This is a genomic window from Aureimonas altamirensis, assembly GCF_023702225.1.
Lineage (GTDB): Bacteria > Pseudomonadota > Alphaproteobacteria > Rhizobiales > Rhizobiaceae > Aureimonas > Aureimonas altamirensis_B.
Genome location: NZ_JAMQCO010000003.1, coordinates 406,634 through 421,150, shown reverse-complemented (window position 1 = coordinate 421,150; position 14,517 = coordinate 406,634). Strand labels below are relative to the sequence as shown.

The 14,517-nt window shown below is 66.5% G+C and carries 12 protein-coding genes; 2 read left to right on the top strand and 10 right to left on the bottom strand.

All coding sequences use genetic code 11. The features are described 5' to 3' along the window. The first annotated feature begins 71 nt into the window (after positions 1–71). Positions 72–1,139 carry an NAD(P)-dependent alcohol dehydrogenase gene (locus tag NDN16_RS07195; protein ID WP_251112926.1) on the top strand — a complete coding sequence of 356 codons (1,068 nt, stop codon included), beginning with the start codon at positions 72–74 and terminating at the stop codon, positions 1,137–1,139. On the opposite strand, the gene NDN16_RS07190 is transcribed toward NDN16_RS07195, so the two are convergent. From NDN16_RS07190 to NDN16_RS07170, 5 genes are all read right to left on the bottom strand, one after another. Next, complete coding sequence (locus tag NDN16_RS07190; RefSeq protein WP_251113020.1) at positions 1,085–2,746, bottom strand: ABC transporter ATP-binding protein; 1,662 nt, start codon at positions 2,744–2,746, stop codon at positions 1,085–1,087. The two genes, NDN16_RS07195 and NDN16_RS07190, sit on opposite strands and share 55 nt — an antisense overlap. Then, positions 2,743–3,876 carry an ABC transporter permease gene (locus tag NDN16_RS07185; RefSeq protein WP_251112925.1) on the bottom strand — a complete coding sequence of 378 codons (1,134 nt, stop codon included), beginning with the start codon at positions 3,874–3,876 and terminating at the stop codon, positions 2,743–2,745. The genes NDN16_RS07190 and NDN16_RS07185 overlap by 4 nt, the downstream gene beginning before the upstream one ends. Further along, a complete protein-coding gene (gene oppB / locus NDN16_RS07180) occupies positions 3,869–4,792 on the bottom strand; it encodes an oligopeptide ABC transporter permease OppB (protein WP_251112924.1) in 924 nt (307 codons plus the stop codon). The genes NDN16_RS07185 and oppB overlap by 8 nt, the downstream gene beginning before the upstream one ends. A 21-nt stretch (positions 4,793–4,813) precedes the next feature. Continuing rightward, positions 4,814–6,409 (bottom strand): peptide ABC transporter substrate-binding protein, encoded by a 1,596-nt coding sequence (locus NDN16_RS07175; RefSeq protein WP_251112923.1) that lies wholly within the window; start codon positions 6,407–6,409, stop codon positions 4,814–4,816. Between the two features lie 134 nt (positions 6,410–6,543). Continuing rightward, positions 6,544–6,984, bottom strand: a complete 441-nt coding sequence (locus NDN16_RS07170; protein WP_251112922.1) for an Lrp/AsnC family transcriptional regulator — start codon at positions 6,982–6,984, stop codon at positions 6,544–6,546. Between the two features lie 127 nt (positions 6,985–7,111). On the opposite strand from NDN16_RS07170, the gene NDN16_RS07165 reads away from it, so the two are divergent. Continuing rightward, a complete protein-coding gene (locus NDN16_RS07165) occupies positions 7,112–8,233 on the top strand; it encodes a saccharopine dehydrogenase family protein (RefSeq protein WP_251112921.1) in 1,122 nt (373 codons plus the stop codon). Between the two features lie 7 nt (positions 8,234–8,240). Here NDN16_RS07165 and NDN16_RS07160 read toward each other — a convergent pair whose 3' ends face one another. The 5 genes from NDN16_RS07160 to NDN16_RS07140 all read right to left on the bottom strand — a co-directional run bounded on the left by NDN16_RS07160 (position 8,241) and on the right by NDN16_RS07140 (position 14,517). Beyond that, positions 8,241–9,716, bottom strand: a complete 1,476-nt coding sequence (locus NDN16_RS07160; RefSeq protein WP_251112920.1) for a CHAD domain-containing protein — start codon at positions 9,714–9,716, stop codon at positions 8,241–8,243. Between the two features lie 9 nt (positions 9,717–9,725). Continuing rightward, entirely contained in the window at positions 9,726–9,968 is a 243-nt protein-coding gene (locus tag NDN16_RS07155) for a DUF2093 domain-containing protein (RefSeq protein ID WP_251112919.1), read from the bottom strand. A 65-nt stretch (positions 9,969–10,033) separates the two neighbouring features. Continuing rightward, complete coding sequence (gene mutL / locus NDN16_RS07150) at positions 10,034–11,857, bottom strand: DNA mismatch repair endonuclease MutL (RefSeq protein ID WP_251113019.1); 1,824 nt, start codon at positions 11,855–11,857, stop codon at positions 10,034–10,036. Between the two features lie 45 nt (positions 11,858–11,902). Then, on the bottom strand, positions 11,903–13,948 hold the full coding sequence (glgX, locus tag NDN16_RS07145) for a glycogen debranching protein GlgX (protein WP_251112918.1): 2,046 nt from the start codon (positions 13,946–13,948) through the stop codon (positions 11,903–11,905). Beyond that, complete coding sequence (locus NDN16_RS07140; protein ID WP_251112917.1) at positions 13,945–14,517, bottom strand: DUF2585 domain-containing protein; 573 nt, start codon at positions 14,515–14,517, stop codon at positions 13,945–13,947. The genes glgX and NDN16_RS07140 overlap by 4 nt, the downstream gene beginning before the upstream one ends.

The following is a 14,517-nucleotide window of genomic DNA, read 5'->3' as shown; positions in this document are numbered from 1 at the left end:
GATTGCGCTTTCCATCCGACCGGCGGACCTTATCTTCGGATACGACTTTTCCCGACCCGAAAGGATTGAAGATGATCCAGAGCTATGGCTTTGCCTGCACGGCCGCCAACGAGCCGCTAAAGCCGTGGAGCTTCGAGCGGCGCGACCTGCGGGACGACGATGTTCGCATCGAGATCACCCACTGCGGTGTCTGCCACTCCGATATCCACCAGGCCCGCAACGATTGGGGCTTCGCCACCTATCCGCTGGTCCCCGGACATGAAATCGTCGGGCGGGTAACCGAAGTCGGCCCGGCCGTCACGGCATTCAAGCCGGGCGACAGCGTCGGCGTCGGCTGCATGGTCGACTCCTGCCAGGACTGCCCGTCCTGCGCCGATGGACTGGAACAGTACTGCGAAAAGGGAATGACGCAGACCTATGCCGACACGGACAAGCAGGATGGCCTGCCGACCTATGGCGGCTATTCCGACCAGATCATCGTTCGCGAGGCATTCGTTCTGCGGATGCCGGAGGGGCTGGATCCGGCCGCCGCGGCGCCCCTTCTGTGCGCCGGCATCACGACCTATTCGCCGCTGCGCCACTGGAAGGTCGGCAAGGGCCACAAGCTCGGCGTCGTCGGGCTCGGCGGGCTCGGACACATGGCCATCAAGTTCGGCGTCGCGCTCGGCGCGGAGGTGACGCTGTTCACCCGCTCGAAGTCGAAGGAGGCCGAGGCCCGCGCACTCGGAGTGCACCACGTGGTGCTGTCGACCGACGACGATCAGATGAGTGCGGTGGCCGGAACGCTGGATTTCGTGTTGAACACCGTGCCCGTGCCGCACGATCTGAACCCCTACTCGAACGCGCTGAAGCGCGACGGCACGCAGATCATCGTGGGGGTTCTGGAGCCCATCGAGCCGCCGGTCGCCGGCTTCCCGCTGATCTTCCGGCGACGGTCGCTGGCCGGATCGCTGATCGGAGGCATCGCCGAGACGCAGGAGATGCTGGATTTCTGTGCCGAGCATGGCATCGTCTGCGATATCGAGACGATCCGCATGAAGGATATCAACGAAGCCTTCGAGAGAACCGTCAAGGGCGACGTGCACTACCGGTTCGTCATCGACATGGCGTCGCTGGACGAGACGCGCCAAGCGGCCTGAGCGTTCCCGGCCTCGAAGGCCGCGGCGATGAGGCTGCGGGTATAGGCGGCCCTGGGGCGGGTGAAGATCTCATCCGTCCCGCCTTCCTCCATCAGTTTCCCGTCCTTCATGACCATGATGTGGTCCGACATCGCGCGCACGACGCTGAGGTCGTGGCTGATGAAGACGTAGGACAATCCGTGCTCGTCCTGCAGCTTGCGCAGCAGCGCCACGATCTGCACCTGCACCGACCGGTCCAGCGCCGAGGTCGGCTCGTCCAGCACGATCACCTTCGGCTTCAGGATGATGGCCCGCGCGATGGCGATGCGCTGTCGCTGCCCGCCGGAAAACTCGTGCGGGTAGCGGTTGCGCGCCGATGGCGGCAGGCCCACTTCCTCGAGCGCGGCGGCCGCCCGCTTGTCCCTGTCGGCCTTGCCGATGGATGGCTCGTGGACGAGAAGACCCTCGGTGATGATCTCGCCAACGGTCAGGCGGGGGCTGAGCGAGCCATAGGGATCCTGGAACATCAGTTGCAGTTCGCGGCGCAACGGCCGCATCGCCGCCTTGTCGCGCGTGCCGATCTCCTGCCCTTCGAAGATGATACGCCCTTCCGAGGGAACCAGCCGCAGGATGGCGCGCCCAAGCGTCGATTTTCCCGATCCCGATTCCCCGACGATGCCGATGGTCTGGCCACGCTTGAGGTCCAGCGAGATGGCGTCGACGGCGCGAAACAAGCGAGGTCCGCGTAACAATCCGTTGCCGCGAAGCCGATAGTCGACGCTGATCTCTTGGGCCGACAGGATGGAGGGCGCGTCCGCCGCCACCGGCGGCTTGCGGCCCTTGGGCTCCGCCGCGATGAGCATGCGGGTATAATCATGCCGTGGATCGGCGAAGATGCCGGACGTCTGCCCGGTTTCCACGATCTCTCCATGCCGCATCACCACGACGCGCGAAGCGTAATGGCGCACCACGCCAAGATCGTGCGTGATGAGCAGCACGGCCATGCCGAGGCGCTTCTGAAGGGATGCGATCAGGTCGAGAATCTGCGCCTGGACCGTCACGTCGAGTGCCGTGGTCGGCTCGTCCGCGATCAGGAGTTCGGGCTCGTTGGCGAGCGCCATGGCGATCATGACGCGCTGGCGTTGCCCGCCCGACAATTCGTGGGGGTAGGCGTCGATACGGCGTTCGGGCTCCGGGATGCCGACCAGGGCCAGAAGCTCCAGGACGCGCGCCCGCGCCGCCCGGCCCCGCATGGGACTGTGGTGGCGGATCACTTCGCCGATCTGCCGCCCGACCGTATAGAGCGGGTCGAGCGAGGTCATCGGCTCCTGGAAGATCATGGAGATGCGGGCCCCGCGGTAGCGGTTCAACTCCCTGGGCGGCAAGCCGATCAGATCCGTCCCGTGATACCGCGCCGAACCGGTGGCGCGGCCGTTTGCGGCCAGAAGGCCCATCACCGCCATCATGGTCTGACTCTTGCCCGAGCCGGATTCGCCCACCACGGCCAGCGTTTCGCCGCGCCGCACGCCGAACGACACCCCGCGCACCGCATGCACCGGCCCGTCCTCGGTGTCGAAGGTGACGTTAAGCCCCGTCAGCGTCAGGATATCGTCGTCGCTCATCGTCAGCGATCCTTGGGGTCGAAGGCGTCGCGCAGCCCGTCGCCGATGAAGTTCAGCGCGAACAGCGTGACGCAGAAAAAGGTGGCCGGAAAGATCAGCAGCCAGGGCGTCGCCTGTATGGTGGCCGCGCCTTCAGAGATGAGGGCGCCCCAGCTGGTCAGCGGCGCCTGCACGCCGAGGCCGAGAAAGGACAGGAAGCTTTCGAGCAGGATCACCTTGGGCACGACGATCGTGACGAAGACGACGACGGGGCCGATCGTGTTGGGGATGATGTGGCGGCGGACGATCTGCCAGTCGGTCAGGCCCATCGCCTCCGCAGCGGCCACGAATTCCCGCCGCTTGAGGGACAAGGTCTGCCCGCGCACGATGCGGGCCATGTCCAGCCATTCCACCAGCCCGATCACGATGAAGATCAGCACGAAGGAGCGTCCGAAGAAGACGACCAGCATGATGACGAGGAAGACGAAGGGCAGGGAATAGAGAATCTCCACCAGCCGCATCATGACATTGTCGACGCGCCCGCCGAGATAGCCCGCGATGGCGCCGTAGGTGACGCCGATGACGAGGGCGACGATGGAGGCGAGAACGCCGATGACCAGCGATATCTGCCCGCCGACCATCGTGCGTACCAGAAGGTCGCGTCCGTTGCGATCCGTGCCGAAGGGGAACAGGGCCTGTTGCACCCGGCCGGTGACGACCATGCTGCGGCCGTCGGCGGAAGTTTCCTCGACCTGCGAGCCGGCGAATTCGTTGACGCGGTCGAAATAGCGGGTCACGCGCGGATCGATCTCCCGCTCGCTGGTGACCGTTGCGCGGAACATGCCGTCCTCGATGGCGAAATCGGCAAGGTCGACCCGGGCGCGCCGCGTGACGCCCTCGACCGCGCCTTGCAGGTCGGCCTCGCGCGGGAGAGGTTCGAGGCTCGGCGGAACCGCCACGTAGGACGCGAAGACCTGGTCGTAGCGATGGTCGATGAGATGGGGCCCGACGAAAGAGAACAGCGTCACCAGAAACAGCACGACGAAGCCGGCCATGGCGGCGCGGTTGCGGCGCAGCCGCGTGAGCGCCAGTTGCAGGAGGCTTCTGCTGCGCGTCTCCGCCGCCGGCACGCGGGCCTCTGCCGAAAGATCAGTCATGGCGAATCCTCGGGTCCAGCAGCGCGTAGAGGATGTCCACGAGAAGGTTGAACACGATGATGAAGACGGAGATCAGGATGACCGTACCCATCACCAGCGTGTAATCCCGGTTCAGCGCGCCCTCCACGAAATAGCGGCCGACGCCGGGGATGGTGAAGATTGTCTCCACCACCGTCGAGCCCGTCAGCAGCGCCGCGCAGCACGGCGCCAGATAGGACACGATGGGCAGCATCGCGCCGCGCATGGCGTGGGTGACGACGATGCTGCGTGCGGGCAATCCATAGGCCCGCGCCGTGCGGATATGGTCGGTGCGCAGCGCCTCGATCATCGAGCCGCGCGTCAGCCGTGCGAAAACGGCAAGTTGCGGCAGGCCGAGGGCGACCACCGGCAGGACAAGGTTGCGGAAGCCGCCGTCGCCCCAGCCGCCCGCCGGCACCAGCGACAGGATCACCGCGAAGACCAGCGACATCAGCGGCCCGACCACGAAGTTGGGAATGGTCACGCCTACGGTGGCAACGCTCATCACCGCATAGTCGACCCAGCCGTTCTGGCGCAGGGCCGCGATGACGCCGGCGGTGACGCCGCCAACCAGGGCGAAGGCCAGCGCCCAGAGGCCGAGCGTGATCGAATAGGGCAAGGCCTGCATGATCAGTTCCGCCACCGAATAGTCGCGGTAGATGTAGCTGGGCCCGAAATCGCCGGTCAGGGCGTTCTTCAGGTAGGTGCCGTACTGCACATACAGAGGCTGGTCGAGCTGGAACGTCGCCATGATGTTGGCCATCGTCGCCGGCGGCAGCGGTCTTTCGAGGTTGAAAGGGCCGCCCGGCGCAAGCCGCATCAGGAAGAACGACAGGGTGACGACGATGAAGACCGTGGGGACGGCGCTCATCAGCCGGTGGGAAACGAACCGGAACATGAAGCCAGCCGGGTCGCGCGCCTACCGCTCGACCGACAGATATTTGGACAGGTGCACGTTGACCGCGTTGTCCTCCCACCCGGAGACCTTGTCGGAAACCAGCCACAGGGACGCCGTGTTCATCAGCGGAACGACCGGCTGCTCCTGCATCAGGATCGTCTCTGCCCGGTGCATGAGCCCGGAGCGCTCCTGCGCGTCCCGCTCATTGTAGGATTGCGCCATCAGCGCGTCGAATTCGGCGTTGCTCCAGTGCGCGTAGTTGAACGTCTTGTTGCTCGACAGGCTGAGCGCCAGGAAATTCTCCGGGTCGGCGTAGTCGGCGACCCAGCCCGCACGCGCGACGTTGAAGGCGCCGCCTTCCTGCAGGTAGGCATAGTGGGACGACACGTCGAGATTGGTCAGCGTCACCGTCGCGCCCAGCACCGTGGACCACATGTCGGCGATCGCGGTGGCGACCCTCTCGTGATTGGCATTCGTATTGTACCGGATCTCGACCGTCAGCGGCTTGCCGCCCGGGCCGTAGCCTGCTTCTTCGATCAGCCTGACGGCCTCGTCCTCGCGGTCGAGCTGGCTCATGGCGGCAAAATCCGCCTCGGCCGGCTCTCCGTAGTTTTCCATGCCGGGAGGCACCATGGCATAGACCGGCAATTGTGCCCCGCCGTAGATTTCTTCCGACAGGAAGTCGCGGTCCACCGCCATGGACAAGGCGCGGCGGACATCGACGTCGTCGAAGGGAGCGGTCCGCGTGTCGAACGTGTAGTAATAGGTGGAGAGATACGGCGTGACGCGGACCTGATCGCCGAGTTGCTCGCGCAGGAATTGCAGCTGGTCGGCAGGGAACTCCTTGTTGATATCCAGCTCGCCGGCCTGGAACCGTCGCAACGCGGCGGCCTGGTCCTCGATCGGGTAGAAGATCACGCTGTCCAGCGCCACATTGCCGGCATCCCAGTATTCGTCGTTGCGGGCGACGGTGATGTGGTCGTTGGCGACCTGCTCCGTCAGCCTGAAGGCGCCGTTGGACACCATCGTGCCGGGCCGCACGAAATTGCCGCCCTCGGCTTCGACGGTCGCCGGATGCACCGGAAGGCCTGTCTGGTGCGACAGGAGCTCCAGGAAGAAGGGCGTTGGACGCTCCAGCATGATTTCCAGCGTCTTGGCGTCCACGGCTCGCATGCCGAGCTGATCCACCGGCATCTTGCCGGTGTTGATCGCCTCGGCATTCTTGATCGGGTAGAGGATGTTGGCGTAGCCCGCGGCCGTCTCCGGATCCTGCAGCCGGCGGAAGGAATAGACGAAATCCTCCGCCGTCACCGGGTCTCCGTTGGACCAGTCGGCATCGGAGCGCAGCTTGAACGTATAGACCGTCCCGTCGTCCGACACGGTCCAGCTTTCCGCCGTGCCAGGCGCAAGCTCGCCGTCCGGGCCATAGATGGTCAGGCCCTCGTAGAGGTCCTTGAGGATATTCGCCTCGACATCGATCGAGGTGTGCGCCTGGTCGAGCGTCTGCGGTTCGCCGGCATTGCCGCGCCTGAGCGTTTCCGCCGCCGCCGGAACGGTCAGGATGGCCGTGCCGAGCACGGCGGAACCCAGGAATGCGAGCCAGGTCCGGTTATTCATGCAGTCACCTCCGGGTGCGGTGGCGGCCGGATGGCGCTACCTCCAATTGGGTACCTCTCATTCGAGCGGCATTCGACCCTATTGTAAATACTGCCGGTTGCGATTTCCCCAAACGTCAACGGAAGATCGATCGGTCAAGAGGACGAACGATCGACCTTCGTCGCCAGGATCACCGATGTCTGCGTGCGCTCGACGCCGTCCAGCTCTCCGATCCTGTCCAGGACGGCATCCAGCGCGGCTACGGACCCCGCCGCGACGATGGCGATCAGGTCGACTTCACCGCTGACGGAATGGAGCATCCGCACTTCGGCCATTTCGGTGAGTTCCGCGATGGTGCGGGACGCGTGCTTGGGGCGCACCCTTATGAGCACATGGGCCTTCACTAGATGCCGCTCCACCTGCTCGCCCAGGCGCAGGGTATAGCCGGAGATGACGTTCGCGCGCTCGAGCCGCTCGATGCGCGCCTGCACGGTCGTCCGCGACAGGCCCAGTCGCCGTGCAAGGTCGGCAACAGGCGTCCGGGCATTCTCGGCCAGAAGCGCGAGCAGGGCCTCATCCTTGGGAGAAATTTGCATAGTGACGAAATCCATCGGCGATACGACGAAATAGATCGGCAAACTATAGAGATTACCGGTTTGATCTGCAAAGTCCTGCATGATCCGTTGATGGGACGATCGGTCGCATCAGTCGGAGGGAATGTTCATGCGCGATATCGTCGTCATCGGAGCCGGGAAGATCGGTTCGGCCATCGCCGCGATGCTGGCCGAGACGGGAGACTACCGCGTCACGGTCGCGGACCGCGATGCGGCGGCAGCGGCGGAGGCCGCCCGCCACCCGAATGTCGACTCCATCGGCACCGACATCCGTAACGAGGCCGGGCTGCGCGCGCTTCTCAAGGGGCGCCACGCCGTTCTCAGCGCTGCGCCGTTCCACCTGACGACCGCCATCGCCGAGGCTGCCGCGGCCAGTGGAGTACACTATATGGACCTGACGGAAGACGTCGCCTCTACCCGCCGCGTGATGGAACTGGCCAGGGGCAGCGCCACAGCGTTCATACCGCAATGCGGGCTTGCGCCGGGCTTCATCTCCATCGTCGCCAACGATCTCGCCGGCCGGTTCGATACGCTGGACACGATGCGCCTGCGCGTCGGCGCGCTGCCGGAATTTCCGTCGAATGCGCTCGGCTACAACCTGACCTGGAGTACGGACGGCGTCATCAACGAGTATATCGAGCCCTGCGAGGCCATCGTCGACGGCCACAAGATCCTGGTGCCGGCCATGCAAGAGCTCGAGACGCTGTCGATCGACGGCACGCGATACGAGGCCTTCAACACGTCCGGCGGCCTCGGCTCGCTCTGCGAAACCTATGCCGGCAAGGTCCGTTCGCTGAATTACCGCACCCTGCGTTATCCCGGCCACGCCGCGATCATGAAGACGCTGCTCGACGATCTCGGCCTGCGGCATCGCCGCGAGGTCCTCAAGGACATCCTGGAACATGCACTCCCGGCCACCCGGCAGGACGTTGTGGTAACCTTCGCCACCGTCACCGGAATGCGGAACGGACGCCTGGTGCAGGAAACCGACGCGCGCCGGATCCATAGCGGGCCGATAGCGGGGGAGATGCATAGCGCCATCCAGATCACCACTGCAGCCGGCATCTGCGCGGTACTGGACCTGCTGTCGGCGGGTATCCTGCCGCAAAAGGGGTTCGTGCGGCAGGAGGACGTGCCTTTCGATGCCTTCCTGGCCAATCGCTTCGGCAGCCGCTATCGCCGGAGCAGCAAGGCGGATGGCGCATCGGAGCGGCTGCGCGACGCGGCCTAGCGGCGGGTCAGTTCCAGAACGGCTTGGCCGCCTCGACGGCTTCATGAGCGGAGGCGGCCCTGGCCAGAAGGTCGTCCCGGCGGTCTTCGCCGCCATGCCCGGCGATCTGCGAAACGGCTTCCGCGCCGAGATCGAGCCGTTCGATCGTCCGGGGTGCGGAAGCCAGGTCGTTCAGTGCGCCGAGTGAATCCTGAAGGGCTTCCAGCCCTTCCAGAAGCCGCTTGCGACGCTTACGGCTTCGCTTGTCGTCGAACAGCGGCGCATAGAATTCCGCCGCGTAACGCAGACGCTTGGCCATCTTGCGCAATTCGTGCCGCGCCTCGTCATCCAGCGTATCGAGGTGCCGTCCCGCCTTGCGAACCTTTTTGAACAGGCGGGAGAGGATCTGCGCGGAAGCATCGCGTGCCGGGGCTTGCCGAAGCGCCAGCGTATCGGCGGACGCGATCCAGTCGCCGAAGGACAGCCACTGCGAAAAATCGAGCAGCAGCGCCCGGGTGCCTTGCGACCTGAGGGCCTGGCACGCGCGCTCATAGGCGTCGCGGCGCGCCTGCTCGACAGGCTCCAGGTAGGCCGATCCTTCCATCCGGCCGGCAAGCACGTCGAGATCGCGTGCTTCGCCCAGCGCGGAGCCGAGATCGCGCAGGCCCGAGCGCATCGCCGAAAGCTGCTCTCCGGCCAGCATCTTCTTGTGGATGGACAGGGCGGAACGCAGCCGGCGGATGGCCACCCGGGCCTGATGCAGCGCATCGGGATAGGTGGGGTCCACCTGCATCTCGTTCAGCCGGAACTGGCGCAGGCAGGCCGAGGCGATCCGCTGAAAGGCGACCGCGCTGCTCATCCCTTCCGAAAGCGTCGCCGACTGCGACTTGACGGCATGGCGTACCGGGCCCAGAAGCCGATGGCCGCGCTCGGCCTTCGTCATCACGCCCGGCCATACGGGAACGACCTCGTCGATCCGCCGGGCAAGGGCGAACAGGTCCGAGGCTTCGCCGGCCTTCAACTCGATCTCGATCTCGCACACCGGCGCCTGGCGGTCGCCCGCCCGGACGACGCCCCTGTCCAGGACGATCTCGCACACCGAGCCGCCCTGCGACAGGGTCCAACTGCGGCGCTCCACGTCGACCTCGAAGAGGGGCGCCAGCATCTGCAGGCGATCGCCCATGCCTTGCCGGATGGGCCTCTCGTCGTCGAGCACCGGCTCGGGGCCGGGGAGTTCGCGCTCCCATTCCGGGCGCGCCATCAACCCGGCGGCTTCGTTGCCCAAAGCCTTCACCGTCTGGACGAACGTCCCGCCGCTTTCGCGCACGCGCAGCGAAAATCCGGCCGTGGCAAGGTCCAGCGTGGGCGTATCGAAATAGACGGTGTGCAGGGTCCGAACGTCGTCCGGCTCGCCGAGAAGGTCGGATCCGACCAGACTATCCGCCTCCGCCGGGTCGATCAGGAGCTTGAGCTCGACCTCATGGCCGTTGGAGGGGAGGGACATGCGCGCCCCCTAGCCGGTGGCGCGGCCGTGGGCGCGGCCGAGGGAAGGGTCGATCTCCAGTTCGCGTTTCAAGCTGGCGGCCGCATCGACATAGGCTTCCTGCCGGGCGACGCTCCAGTAGCGCAAAAGGTCGAGGGGTATGGATTGCCCCGTCACGGCGCAGAGCACGTAGCTGCCGGGGCGCACCACCTCGAAATCCCCGTCCAGATAGTTGATCCTGGCTTCCCCGCCGCCGTCCATACGGTTCATCATCACCGTGGCTTTCCCGTTCGCATTCGATGTCGCGGCTATGGTTCAATCAGGTCGGCGGCGCATCGTCAACGCCGGCCGAACAGCCGCTCGATATCGGTCTTCCTGAGCTCGATATAGGTGGGCCGGCCGTGATTGCACTGCCCGGAGCCGGGCGTGCGCTCCATTTCGCGCAGAAGCGCGTTCATCTCGTCGGCCCGCAGGGCGCGGCCCGAGCGGACCGAGCCATGGCACGCCATGGTGGCCGCGACGTGATCGATGCGCGCCTTCAGGCCGTCTGTCGTGTCGGAACCGGCCAACTCGTCGGCTAGGTCGCGCACCAGTTGCACAGCGTCGACCTGCCCCAGCATGGCCGGCACCTCGCGCACGGCTATCGCACCCGGCCCGAAGCGCTCGAGAGCAAGGCCGAAGCGCTGGAAGGTCTCTGCCGCGTCCATGAGCCGGTCCACGTCCGCCTCCGGCAAATCCACGATTTCCGGTATCAGCAGCATCTGCGCCGGCAGCGGCCTGTCGTGCAACGCCGCCTTCAGGGCTTCGTAGACGAGGCGCTCATGGGCGGCATGCTGGTCGACGATCACGAGGCTGTCGGGCGTTTCCGCCACGATGAACGCCTTGTCGATCTGCGCGCGGGCCGCACCCAGCGGAAAGGTTTCGACGGTCTTTTCCCGGGCCGGCTCGTCGATGCGCGCCGAGGGCGCGAGCGGCGCAACCCCGCCCATCGGGCCGGGAGAGGAAAAGCCGCCGGCCGCGCCGCCGAGCGGGCGGAAAGGGGAGGCGGCGGGCGTATAGCCGATGGGCCGCGGTTCGGGCCGGTAGCCCTGGCCCATCGCCCCGGATCGCGGGCTCTCTGCCGCCATGGCGGGGCGGAAGGCCGCCAGCATCGCCGCCGTGCCGCTGGTGGAGGAACGCAATCCGCCCTCGGCCAATCGGGCCCGGATGGCGCCGACGACGAGCCCGCGCACGAGGCCGGGGTCTCGGAAGCGTACATCCGCCTTGGCGGGATGCACGTTCACGTCCACGTCGCGCGGATCGATGGTCAGGAAAAGCGCGGCCACGGCGTGCCTGTCCTTGGCCATGGCGTCCATGTACGCGCCCCGCATGGCCGACAGCAGCATCTTGTCCCGCACCGGGCGACCGTTGACGTAGAAGAACTGGTACAGCGCGTTGCCCCGATTGAAATTGGGCAGCCCGGCAAAGCCCGTTAGGCCCACCCCCTCGCGCAGGGCATCCAGCTCGAGCGCATTGTCGGCGAAGTCCTTGCCGATCACGTCGGCGATGCGCGCCAGGGGGTCGGATGCCGCCTCGTACACGGTCGGGGTCCGGTCCTCGCCCGTCAGCTCGAAGCGGACTTGCGGAAAGGCCAGCGCGATCCGGCGCACAACATCGGTTATCGCGCCGCTTTCGGCCCGCTCGCCCTTGAGGAATTTCAGCCGCGCCGGGATGGAGTAGAAGAGGTCGCGCACCTCCACCACCGTACCTTGTGACAGCGCGGCCGGGCGCGGTCCCTGCAGGACGCCGTTCTCGACGCGAATCTCGGCGGCTTCCGCCGCGTCGGCCGGCCGCGACCGGATCGACAGCCGTGCGACCGATCCGATGGAGGGAAGCGCCTCGCCCCGGAAGCCCAGGGTTGCGATGTCGTGCAGGCTCTCGGCCAGTTTGGACGTGCAGTGCCGCCGTACGGCCAGCGGCAGCTCCATCGCGGGAATGCCGCAACCATCGTCTGTTATGCGCAACAGGCTTTTGCCGCCGCCCGCCGTAACGATGGAAATGCGCCGGGCGCCGGCGTCGAGCGCGTTTTCCACCAGTTCCTTGACGACGCTGGCCGGCCGCTCGACCACTTCGCCGGCGGCGATCTGGTCGATCATGTGTTCGGAGAGCTGGCGGATCGTCATCGCGTCGTAGGGCTGGGTAACTCGGATGCCGCCCAACCTAAGAGGTCAGGCCGCCGATTGCGATGGGGCGGCCGCTTCTTCCACCAGAATCGTCACCGAGCGCGGACCGAGGCGGAGCGGGTCCGAAGCCGGCGATTCCGGCACGTCCGGCGTATCGGAGCGCAGCTTCACAACCAGCTTGCGGCCGGCCCGGGCCGGTGGCAGGGCCATGTCGGCTTCGTCCATGCCGGCATTGAAAACGGCAAGGACGCCGTCGTCGGCGCGGCGCAGGAACAGGCCCAGAAGGCGGCGAGCCGCCTGCCGCCATTCGTCGATGGTCAGGATGCCGCCCTCTCCGTACCAGACGGCGTCCGGCAGGTCGCAGCCCTCGACCGCCTCGCCGCTCAGCCAGGTGTCGGCCGACAAAGCGGGGTGCCGCATCCGCAACGCGGCCAGCCGCGCGGTGAAGGCGGCCTGCGCCCGGTCGGCGGCTGCCCAGTCGAGCCAGGACAGGTCGTTGTCCTGCGCATAGGCGTTGTTGTTGCCGGCCTGGGTGCGGCCGAACTCGTCGCCGGCCGTCAACATCGGAGTTCCGCGCGCTACGAACAACGTTGCCAGAAGGGCGCGGATGTCGCGCCTGCGCGCCTCGATCACCGCCGCGTCATGGGTGAAGCCCTCGACGCCCCAGTTCCACGAATGATTGTCGTTGTGCCCGTCGCGGTTTGCCTCGCCGTTGGCCTCGTTGTGCTTGCGCTCGTAGGCGACGATATCGGCAAGGGAGAACCCGTCATGCGCGGCGATGAAGTTGACCCCGGCGGAGGGATCGCGCCCGTTGCGCTGGAAGATGTCGGCGGAGCCGGCAAGGCGTGTCGCCAGGGCGCCGGCCATCGCGTCCTCTCCCTTCCAGAAGCGGCGTACATCGTCCCGGAAGCGGTCCTGCCATTCGCCGTAGGGCGGCTTGAAATTGCCGAGCTGGTAGCCGCCGGGACCGATGTCCCAGGGCTCCATCACATGGATGCGGCCCGCCAGTACCGGGTCCGCCGCGATCTGCCGCAGCAAGGGTGCGTCGGGGTCGAAATAGCCGGTCTCGGTGCGGCCGAGCACCGTGCCGAGATCATACCGGAAACCATCGACACCGGCCGCCTGCACCATCAGCCGCAGGGCATCGAGCGTCATGCGGCCGACCGGCTCGCGCTCCAGCGCCAGCGTATTGCCGCAGCCCGTATCGTTGATGAGAAGGCCGGGATCGTCCGGATGGGTGCGGTAATAGAGGCGGTTGTCGAGCCCGCGATAGGAAAGGGTCGGGCCGAATTCGTCGCTCTCGCCCGAATGGTTCAGGACGACATCGACCAGAACGCGGATGCCGCGTGCATGGAACGCGTCCACGACGCGGCGCAACTCGGCATAACCGCCGGGGGCAAGGCGCGGGTCGAGGGCCATATGGGTGACGGGGTTATAGCCCCAGGAGTTGCGCAGGCCGAGTGCGAACAGGTGCCGCTCGTCCACCCAGCCGCACAGCGGCATCAGCTCTACCGTCTGCACGCCGAGGCCGGCGATATGGTCCATCAGCGCGGGGTCCGCCAGCGCCGCAAGGGTGCCGCGCAGGGCGGGGGCGATGCCGTCGTGCCGCATGGAGAAGCCGCGCACCGACACTTCGTAGGTGAAGCCCGGCTTTCCCGGTGGCATCGGCGCCGCATCGCGCGGCAGGTCCGTCACGATGGCGCGAGGGACGATCGGAGCCGTATCGACGGCGGCGGCGGGCGGAGCCGACAGGCATGGATCGTAGGCATAGGGCCTGTCCAGCGCCGTCGCGTACGGGTCGACCAGCAGCTTGGCCGGGTCGAAACGGTGGCCGTGCGCCGGCTGCCACGGGCCGTGGGCGCGATAGCCGTAGAGCGCGCCGGCCTTCAGGCCCGGCACGAAGCCGAAGAAGACGTCGCCCTGGCGCCCCGGCAGCACGAGGCGACGGTTCTCGCGCGTCATGCCGCCCTCGAACAGGCAGAGTTCCATCCTGTCGGCATGGCGCGAGACGATCGAAACGTGGACGCCGTCGGTATCCACGACCGCGCCGAGTTGCGGCGGCAGGCCCCGTTCGGCGGTGATTCCGCTCACGCGCCGCCCTGCCATGCCCGGATCCAGTCCTGCGGCCATATCAGCATGATGACGTTGAGCGTCAGGTTGTCGCGGATCATGTATCCGGTGAAGAGCTCGAAGAAGACGGCGATGGCGACCGTCAGCCACACCGGCAACCGGCCCGCCAGCAGGAAGCCGGCGATCATGAAGCCGATGTCGGACACGGAATTGATGACGCTGTCGCCGAAATAATCGAGCGCGATGGTGGAATCCCGGTAGCGAGCGATCACCGCATCGGTGTTTTCGACGATCTCCCAGCCGGCCTCGATGATGGTGGCGATGAACAGGCGCCAGCCCATGCTCTTGTTTCGGGCGATGAGCCACAGGAACCAGTAGAAGATGAAGCCGTGGATGAGGTGCGAGGGCGAATACCAGTCCGAAAGATGCTGCGAGTTCTCGGAGCTGGCGACCGCGCCATGCCACAGCTTCACCGTCCCGCATTCGCAGATGGGGACGCGGCCCATGGCCAGGAGGATGGCGGCGGCGGCCGCGACGACGCCGAGCGTCGCCAGCCACCACCGCGCGTGGATGCGTCGGGTACCCTCCAT